Origin of the sequence: Microbacterium sp. (genome assembly GCF_047606685.1) — a bacterium.
In the GTDB taxonomy this organism is placed as follows: domain Bacteria; phylum Actinomycetota; class Actinomycetes; order Actinomycetales; family Microbacteriaceae; genus Microbacterium.
Genome location: NZ_JASGEC010000002.1, coordinates 20,913 through 29,559, shown reverse-complemented (window position 1 = coordinate 29,559; position 8,647 = coordinate 20,913). Strand labels below are relative to the sequence as shown.

Annotated in this window: 10 protein-coding genes and 1 tRNA gene; 9 read left to right on the top strand and 2 right to left on the bottom strand. The window is 70.2% G+C overall.

Annotated elements, in window-relative coordinates:
* Both QM611_RS00255 and QM611_RS00250 read left to right on the top strand, forming a co-directional pair.
* Positions 1-510 (top strand): sensor histidine kinase (locus QM611_RS00255; RefSeq protein WP_415077861.1); only part of this gene is annotated, 510 nt, incomplete at its 5' end.
* Complete coding sequence (locus tag QM611_RS00250; protein WP_415077860.1) at positions 507-1,136, top strand: response regulator; 630 nt, start codon at positions 507-509, stop codon at positions 1,134-1,136. The genes QM611_RS00255 and QM611_RS00250, both read left to right, overlap by 4 nt.
* 47 nt (positions 1,137-1,183) lie before the next feature.
* On the opposite strand, the gene QM611_RS00245 is transcribed toward QM611_RS00250, so the two are convergent.
* Both QM611_RS00245 and QM611_RS00240 read right to left on the bottom strand, forming a co-directional pair.
* Positions 1,184-2,206 (bottom strand): hypothetical protein, encoded by a 1,023-nt coding sequence (locus QM611_RS00245; RefSeq protein ID WP_415077858.1) that lies wholly within the window; start codon positions 2,204-2,206, stop codon positions 1,184-1,186.
* A 316-nt stretch (positions 2,207-2,522) separates the two neighbouring features.
* A complete protein-coding gene (locus QM611_RS00240) occupies positions 2,523-3,962 on the bottom strand; it encodes an NAD(P)/FAD-dependent oxidoreductase (RefSeq protein ID WP_415077857.1) in 1,440 nt (479 codons plus the stop codon).
* On the opposite strand from QM611_RS00240, the gene gabT reads away from it, so the two are divergent.
* From gabT to rplA, 7 genes are all read left to right on the top strand, one after another.
* Positions 3,955-5,313, top strand: coding sequence for a 4-aminobutyrate--2-oxoglutarate transaminase (gabT, locus tag QM611_RS00235; protein ID WP_415077856.1), 1,359 nt, complete (start codon positions 3,955-3,957; stop codon positions 5,311-5,313). The two genes, QM611_RS00240 and gabT, sit on opposite strands and share 8 nt — an antisense overlap.
* A gap of 10 nt (positions 5,314-5,323) precedes the next feature.
* Entirely contained in the window at positions 5,324-5,758 is a 435-nt protein-coding gene (locus tag QM611_RS00230; protein WP_415077855.1) for a pyridoxamine 5'-phosphate oxidase family protein, read from the top strand.
* A gap of 166 nt (positions 5,759-5,924) precedes the next feature.
* Positions 5,925-5,997, top strand: a tRNA-Trp gene (locus QM611_RS00225).
* Positions 5,998-6,042: 45 nt separating this feature from the next.
* Positions 6,043-6,312, top strand: coding sequence for a preprotein translocase subunit SecE (secE, locus tag QM611_RS00220; RefSeq protein ID WP_415077854.1), 270 nt, complete (start codon positions 6,043-6,045; stop codon positions 6,310-6,312).
* 28 nt (positions 6,313-6,340) lie between these two features.
* Positions 6,341-7,351 (top strand): transcription termination/antitermination protein NusG, encoded by a 1,011-nt coding sequence (gene nusG / locus QM611_RS00215; RefSeq protein ID WP_415077853.1) that lies wholly within the window; start codon positions 6,341-6,343, stop codon positions 7,349-7,351.
* Positions 7,352-7,451: 100 nt separating this feature from the next.
* Positions 7,452-7,883, top strand: coding sequence for a 50S ribosomal protein L11 (gene rplK, locus QM611_RS00210; protein WP_415077852.1), 432 nt, complete (start codon positions 7,452-7,454; stop codon positions 7,881-7,883).
* A gap of 14 nt (positions 7,884-7,897) precedes the next feature.
* Entirely contained in the window at positions 7,898-8,590 is a 693-nt protein-coding gene (gene rplA, locus QM611_RS00205) for a 50S ribosomal protein L1 (RefSeq protein WP_415077851.1), read from the top strand.
* The last annotated feature ends 57 nt before the right edge of the window (positions 8,591-8,647 follow it).

Genomic DNA, 8,647 nt, shown 5'->3' with positions numbered 1-8,647 from the left:
GGCAGCGCGGACGCGGCCGCCCAGTCGATCGCGACGGTCGAGCGGGTCGCGCGCGACGCGCTCGCCGAAGCGCGCGCGCTCGTCGCCCAGACGGCGGCGGTGCCCGCCGAGCCCGCTTTCGAGGAGGCGGTCGCGCGGCTCGTGGAGCGCTTCCGCGCCGAGGCCGGCCTCGTGATCGACCTGGACGGGTCGCCCGGGGTCGCGCAGCTTGACCGAGAGACGCAGGTCGTGCTGCTGCGCTGCCTGCAGGAGGGGCTTGCCAACGTCCGCAAGCACGCGGGCGCGACGCGCGTCACGGTGCGGGTGGGAACGGCAGGAGCAGCCGCCGTGCTCGTGGTGAGCGACGACGGGCGCGGCTTCGACGTGTCGCGGGCGCGATCCGGCTTCGGGCTCAGCGGCATGGCAGACCGTGCCGCGCTCGCCGACGGCGAGCTCGAGGTCGACTCCGCGCCCGGTCGTGGCACGACGCTGCGCGTGCGGCTGCCGATCGGCGAGGGGAGCGCCGCGTGATCCGCCTGCTCATCGTCGACGACCACCCGATCGTGCGCGCGGGGCTTGCGGGGCTGCTCTCCGACGACCCCGGGCTCGAGGTGGTCGGAGAGGCATCCGACGGTGCGGCTGCCGTCCGTTTGGCCGCCGCGACCTGCCCCGATGTCGTCCTGATGGACTTGCGGATGCCGGGCGTCGACGGCGTCGCCGCCACCGCGCGCATCCTCGCCGAGGTCGATCCGCCTCCGCGCGTGCTGATTCTCACGACCTACGAGTCCGACGACCAGATCCTCGCCGCCATCGAGGCGGGGGCATCCGGCTACCTGCTGAAGGCGGCGCCGCAAGCCGAGATCGTGGCCGGCGTCCGCTCGGTCGCGGCCGGCCAGTCCGCCCTCTCGCCGCAGGTCGCGGTGCGGCTCGTGGAGCGGATGCGCCGGCCCGAGCCTGAGTCGCCGCTCACCGCGCGCGAGCTCGACGTGCTGCGGCTCGTGGCCACCGGCCACAGCAACAAGCAGATCGCGGCGGCTCTCGGGATCGGCGAGTCGACGGTGAAGACCCACTTGCTCAAGTCGTTCGACAAGCTCGGCGTCGCCGACCGCGCGCACGCCGTGGCGCTCGCGATGGAGCGCGGTCTGCTCGCGTCCTGACGCGGCGAAGGGGGCCCGCGGCTGCGGACCCCCTCCGGTTGTTCCGATCAACGCGGCGTGTTCAGCCCGCCTCCGAACCAGTCGAAGTCGTTGAACCCCTCGTAGCTGACCGTCGTGGCCGCCGTCGTGTACGGCTTGTTGATGAACGTCGCCCGGCCGCGGTAGTTGTCCTCGCCGGTGATGCCCACCACGATCCCGTCGGTGGCGTTCGCCTTCGTGCTCGTGCGCTGGATGCCGACCGTCGTGCCCGCGTAGTCGTAGTCCTCCGCGGAGTCGCCCAGGGCGCCGCCTTGCGCGAGGCTCTTGCTCTTGCACGAGGCGCCACCGTTGAGGGTGACCAGCGCCGCCGCGCCCGAGTCGACGGCGAGCCCGACATCCTCGTTCGGCGCGCCGACGACGATGCCGGTCTTGCCGGCGCACGGCCGCACCATGGCCACCGACATCCCCCATCCGTCGTACGACTCGTTGGAGCCGGGAATGCCGGGGTAGTTCTGGTGCCGCAACGACCAGGCGGAGATCTTCGTGCCGCCGCGGTACCTGAACGGCTGCACCGCTCCCGCGCCCTTGATCGACCCGAATGACTCGTTCGGAACCCCGATCGCGATCGTCTTCAGTCCGGCCGCGACCGAGTAGCCGAAGTTGTCGTATCGCTGGGCCTTGTCGGGAACGCCCGCGCTGTTCTGGTGGATGGCGCGGCCCGTGAACGTCAGCTGGCCGGTGCGGTACAGCAGTGTGGCCTGTCCGGCGTCTGAGACTGAGCCGATGTCCTCGAAGGGCGCGCCGACGACGAGCGCCTTGCCCGTCGAGGCGAGGCTCCAGCCGAAGTAGTCGTCGTGCTCGCTCTTGCCGGGAACGCCGGCCGAGTTTTGCGTGAGCCATTTCTGCTTGTGGACGGTGCCGTCGGTGCGCAGCACGAACAGGCGCACAGCGCCCGCGCTGTCACGGCCGCTGTCGGTGTAGCCGGGCGCCCCTGCGGCGAGGATCGGTCGCGGCGCGCCGGGAAGGTAGGCCAGCGAGCGGCCGAGCTGCGAGGCGGAGTCGCCGTCGAACTGGTGAGGATGTCGGTCCACCCGCTGGAGTACTTGATCCAGACGCCGCCGCGGTTGTTGTAATCGGGCATGCCGACCACGATGTCGGCTTCGCCGTCGCCGTCGCCGTCGCCGTCGCCGTCGCCGTCGATGTCAGAGAGCCTGCCCCCGGACGGAGCGGCGTTCGCTGGCGCGGCGAACGCGAACGTTGCGGCGATGAGCGCCGGGGTCGCGCCGACAGCGGTGGCGCGCGATAGCAATGACATGAGGCCGCCTCCTCAGCAGGTCGTGTGTCTTCCCCCGGTCCAAGAGAGGGCCGAACAGGGCGGGTGATACCCGCGCGGGCTCGCAGCCGGCGTCAGCGCCCGGCGATGGCGTCGGCGACGCGGGCCGGCCACGCGGTGCGCTGCGACGAGCGGGACGCCTCGAGCCGATCCGCCCAGCGATAGGCGGTGTAGATGGCGGCGACCGCGGTCCAGCGCAGGGGCTCGGGCTCCCAGCGCCGGGCGCGGTGGCCCACCCACCGCAGCCGCACCAGGTCGGTGTCGCGCTCGAGCACGAGGTCGGCAAGCGTGCGCCCGGCGAGGTTCGTCGCCGTCACCCCGGTGCCCACGTAGCCGCCCGCCCAGCCCAGGCCCGTTGCCCGGTCGAGGCCGACCGTGGCCGCCCAGTCGCGGGGCACACCGAGCACGCCCGACCACGCGTGGTCGATCGGAACGTCGGCCGCGGCGGGGAAGAAGCGTCGCAGCAGCGCCGTGAGCGCGCGGATCGTGCGCTGCTGCGTCGCGCCATCGTGGTCGACGCGCGACCCGTAGCGGTAGGGCACGCCCCGCCCGCCGAACGCGATGCGGTCGTCGGCTGTGCGCTGCGCGTACATGTACACGTGCGCGAAGTCGCCGAGCGTCTCGCGGCCTGCCCAGCCGATCTGCTCCCACACCTCGGCGGGCAGCGGTGCGGTCGCGATGATCGACGAGTTCATCGGCAGCCACGTGCGGTGCTCGTGCTGCAGGCCCGCGGTGAACCCCTCGGTGGCTCGGATGACGTGCGCGGCCCGCACGACGCCGCGGTCGGTCACCGCCCGCCCCGGTGCGATCTCGACGACCCGCGTCGACTCGTGGATCGGCACGCCGAGACGCTCCACGGCGGCGGCGAGCCCGGACACGAGCTTGGCGGGGTGGATGCGCGCGCAATGGGGATGCCACAGGCCCCCGAGCGCGCCGTCGACGCGCACGCGCGCGGCGGTCTCCGCGGCATCCCACATCTCGGCGTCGGTGTGCGGCCACGCCGCCGCGTCGGCTGCCGCCGCCCGCAGGCGCGCGAGCTGGGCGGCGGAGCGCGCGACCTCGAGCTCGCCGCCTTTCACGATGTCGGCGTCGATGCCCTCTCGCGCGGCGACGGCGATCACTTCGTCGACCGTTTCGTTGAGCGCGCGCTGCTGCGCCGCCCCGCCCTCCCGGCCGTACCTCGCCCGGCCGCCGGTGACCGAGTTGGTGAGCCAGCCGCCGTTGCGGCCGGACGCGCCGAACCCGGCGAAGCGCTGCTCGAGCACTGCGACCCGCAGGTCGGGCTGCAGGGTCTTCAGGTAGTACGCCGTCCACAACCCCGTGAAACCCGCGCCGACGATGGCGACGTCGACGTCGAGCGAGCCGGGGAGCGCTCGGCGCGTCGCGGGCAGGCCGAGATCGTCCCACCACAACGACACGTTCCCGTTGACCGCCACGCCTCCATTGAACAGGACGAACCGCTCTTCCGGCTCGACGCCCGGCACGCCACCGGCGTACGCTCGCCCTGTGAGCATCGTCGAGACCTCTGTCGCCGCGCCGCTGGGCGGGCCAACACTTCCGCAAGAACGCCGACTCGTCACCGCCATCCCGGGTCCGCGCTCGCAAGAGCTGCTCGACCGGAAGGCGGTCGCCGTGGCCGCAGGCGTCGCGCACACCGTGCCGGTGCACGCCGTTGCCGCGGGCGGCGGAGTCGTCGTCGACGCCGACGGCAACTCCCTCATCGACCTCGGCTCGGGCATCGCGGTCGTCACGATCGGCAACGCGCACCCCGCGGTCGTCGCCGCCGTGCAGGCGCAAGCGGCCCAGTTCACCCACACCTGCTTCATGATCTCGCCCTACGACTCCTATGTCGCCGTCGCCGAGGCGCTGAACCGCGTGACGCCGGGCGACCACGCCAAAAAGAGCGCGCTGTTCAACTCCGGCGCCGAGGCCGTCGAGAACGCCGTCAAGATCGCCCGCAAGCACACCGGCCGGCAGGCCGTGGTCGCGTTCGACCACGGCTACCACGGCCGCACCAACCTCACGATGGCGCTCACGGCCAAGTCGATGCCGTACAAGAGTGGCTTCGGCCCGTTCGCCGGCGAGGTCTACCGCGCGCCGCTGTCGTATCCGTTCCGCGACGGGCTGACCGGCGCCGAGGCGGCGGCGCGGGCGATCTCGCTGATGGAGAAGCAGGTCGGCGCCGACAATCTCGCCGCCGTCATCATCGAGCCGATCCAGGGCGAGGGGGGATTCATCGTCCCGGCTGACGGCTTCTTGCCTGCCGTCGTCGACTGGTGCCGCGCGAACGGCGTCGTGTTCATCGCCGACGAGATCCAGACCGGCTTCGCCCGCACGGGGGCGATGTTCGCGAGCGAGCTGTTCGGCATCGTGCCCGATCTGATCACCACCGCGAAGGGCATCGCCGGCGGTCTGCCCCTGGCCGGCGTGACCGGTCGCGCCGAGATCATGGATGCCGCGCACGCCGGCGGCCTGGGCGGCACCTACGGCGGCAACCCGGTGGCGTGCGCGGCCGCGGTGGCCGCGATCGAGGCCTTCGAGGCCGAGGATCTGAGCGCTCGCGCGCGGGCGGTCGGCGACATCCTCGTCTCCCGGCTGAGCGCGTTGCGGGCGCAGGACGCGCGCATCGGCGAGGTGCGCGGCCGTGGAGCCATGGTGGCGGCCGAGTTCGTTGTCGCCGGGACGACCGAGCCCGACGCCGCCCTCGCCTCCGCGGTCGCCAAGGCGTGCATCGCCGAGGGCGTCATCGTGCTCACGTGCGGCACCTACAGCAACGTCATCCGCTTCCTGCCGCCGCTGTCGATTCCTGACGCGCTGTTGCACGAGGGCCTGGACGTGGTTGCCGCCGCGCTGGCCGCGAACTGAGGATGGACGCATGGACGCACCCCACCCTGTGATGACCCTGGACGAGGCCGAGTGCCGTGAGTTGCTCGCGCAGGAAGAGCTCGGGCGCCTCGTGACCCGTGTCGGCGACGTGTTGGACATTTTCCCTGTGAACTACGTGGTCGACGGGGGAGACATCCTCTTCCGCACCGCGGAGGGCAGCAAGCTGTTCGAGCTCACCGTCAACGACGCCGTCCTGTTCGAAGTCGACCAGCACACCGACACCGACGCGTGGAGTGTCGTCGTGCGCGGGCACGCGCACCGGCTCGACACCTCTGCGGAGGTGGCCGCCGCGGACGAGCTCAAGCTCACACCGTGGATCCCGACCCTCAAGTACAACTACGTGCGCATCACGCCGACGAGCATCTCGGGCCGCGCTTTCCGTCGCGGCTCCGAGCCCGATCGGTATGGCGTCCTCGCATACTGATGCGGGCGCGGGCGGGCGGGTCGGCCGGTTCGACCGCCGACTGGGCATGACGTAGACTGGTGGGCGCAGTAATCGTCTGCATTCTTTTGTCGTGCCCGGCATTCGGGCAGAACCCCTGATACCAGCGCGGCGGCGGAGTGTGGATGCCTGGGGCCGAACGGCCTCTAGGGCGGTAGCTCAATTGGCAGAGCAGCGGTCTCCAAAACCGCAGGTTGCAGGTTCGATTCCTGTCCGCCCTGCGCGTCAGCGGAAGCTGGCACACGGAAGGTATTCAGGTGGGTTCGATGGTCCAGGACGAAGCGGGTGGCGAGGTCGTCGTCAGAAGCGACGGCTCGCGCGAGAAGAAGCCGAACGTCTTCATGCGCATCGTCATCTTCATCCGTCAGGTCTTCGCGGAATTGCGCAAGGTCGTCACGCCGACGCGCCAGGAGCTGATCAAGTTCACGGCGGTCGTGCTGGGCTTCGTCCTTGTCATGATGGCGATCGTCTACGGTCTTGATCTGCTGTTCTCGTGGCTCACGGAGGTCGTGTTCGGCGTGCCGAGCGCGAGCTAGACACTCACAAACGGAAGAGAAAGCACACGTGTCAGAGAAATATGTCGGAGACGACAGCGACTGGGCGACCGCGGCCGAGCAGTCCAGCGAGGACGACGAGGCCCAAGAGGGCAACGTCCTCGCGGCCCAGGAGCGCGCAGTCGAGCCGGCCGAGCACGCCGCCGTCCACGTTGTGGACGACGCGGGCGACGAGGACGACAACTCTGACCTGGACGACATCGACATCGACGACCCGGAGGCGGACGCGATCGTGAACGACGCGCTGAACATCGACCAGACGGCGGAGGCCGAGGCTGCGGCCGAAGTGCTCACCGACTCGCTCGCCGAGGAGGTCGCCGAACTGGTGGCCGCGCACGCCGACGACGTGGCGCCGTACGACGGCCCCGACGTGAACGGCGACGACGAGGACGAGCAGGAGGCGGACCCGTACGAGGCGTTCCGCGCCGAGCTGCGGACTCTTCCCGGCAAGTGGTACGTCATCCACTCGTACGCGGGCTTCGAGCGCAAGGTGAAGGCCAATATCGAGCAGCGCAAGTCGACGCTCGAGGTGGAGGAGGACATCTACCAGATCGAGGTCCCGATGGAGGATGTCGTCGAGATCAAGAACGGCCAGCGCAAGATGGTCACGCGCGTGCGGATCCCCGGCTACGTGCTCGTGCGCATGGAGCTCAACGAGGACACGTGGTCGGTCGTGCGCCACACGCCGGGGGTCACGGGCTTCGTCGGCAACGCGCACAACCCCACGCCGCTGCGTTTCGAAGAGGCCTTCAACATGTTGAAGTCGCTCGTCGAGATCAAGGAGACGGCGCCGGCCAAGGCGAGCGGAGCGAAGGGCGCTCCGGCTGCCGCGCGCAGTGTCGTCACCGAGGTCGACTTCGAGATCGGCGAGACCATCACGATCAAGGAAGGCTCGTTCGCGGGCCTGCCTGGCTCGATCAGCGAGATCAAGCCCGAGAGCGGCAAGCTCACGGTGCTCGTCTCGCTCTTCGAGCGCGAGACCCCCGTCGAGCTGTCGTTCGACCAGGTCACCAAGCAATAGCACTCAGACCACCGCGCTTCGGAACGGCCGGAGAGGCGGGAGAGGGGATGCCGAGACGGGCTTTGTGCCTGTGGACGCTCCGTTCGACGAAAGGAAAACAATGGCACCGAAGAAGAAGGTGACCGGCCTGATCAAACTCCAGATCAACGCCGGCGCCGCCAACCCGGCACCGCCGATCGGGCCCGCGCTCGGTCAGCATGGCGTCAACATCATGGAGTTCTGCAAGGCGTACAACGCCGCGACCGAGTCGCAGCGCGGCAACGTCATCCCGGTGGAGATCACCGTCTACGAGGATCGTTCGTTCACGTTCATCCTCAAGACCCCGCCGGCGGCCGAACTGATCAAGAAGGCCGCGGGCGTCGGCAAGGGCTCGAGCACGCCGCACACGACCAAGGTGGGCAAGCTCACCAAGGAGCAGGTGCGCCAGATCGCCGAGACCAAGCAGCCCGATCTGAACGCGAACGACCTCGAGGCTGCCTCGAAGATCATCGCCGGCACCGCCCGCTCCATGGGCATCACGGTCGAGGACTGAGGGGGATAACGACAATGGCTACCAAGTCCAAGGCCTACAAGGCCGCCGCGGCCAAGATCGAGGCCGACAAGTTCTACACGCCGACCGAGGCCGTCGCACTCGCGAAGGAGACTGGCTCGGCGAAGTTCGACTCCACCGTCGAGGTCGCCCTCAAGCTCTCGGTCGACCCGCGCAAGGCCGACCAGATGGTGCGCGGCACCGTCATGCTGCCGCACGGCACGGGCAAGACCGCCCGCGTCATCGTCTTCGCGACGGGCCCCGCTGCCGAGGCCGCGATCGCCGCGGGAGCCGACGAGGTCGGCGGCGCGGAGCTGATCGAGAAGGTCGGCGCCGGCTGGACCGACTTCGACGCGGCCGTCTCGACGCCTGAGCTCATGGGCCAGGTCGGCCGTCTCGGCAAGGTGCTGGGCCCGCGCGGCCTCATGCCCAACCCGAAGACCGGCACTGTGACCCCGAACCCCGCCAAGGCGGTCGAGGAGATCAAGGGCGGCAAGATCGAGTTCCGTGTCGACAAGCACGCCAACGTGCACTTCGTCGTCGGCAAGGCGTCGTTCTCGGCCGAGGCGCTCGACGAGAACCTCAAGGCCGCGCTCGAGGAGATCAACCGCCTGAAGCCCTCCAGCTCGAAGGGGCGGTACATCCAGAAGGGGGCCGTGTCGACCACGTTCGGCCCCGGCATCCCGCTGGACGTCAACACGCTGTCCTGACGCGGACGCGTCCTGGCAGGCGCTTGCACCCGGGAGGGGCTTGGTTTTCGGACTGGG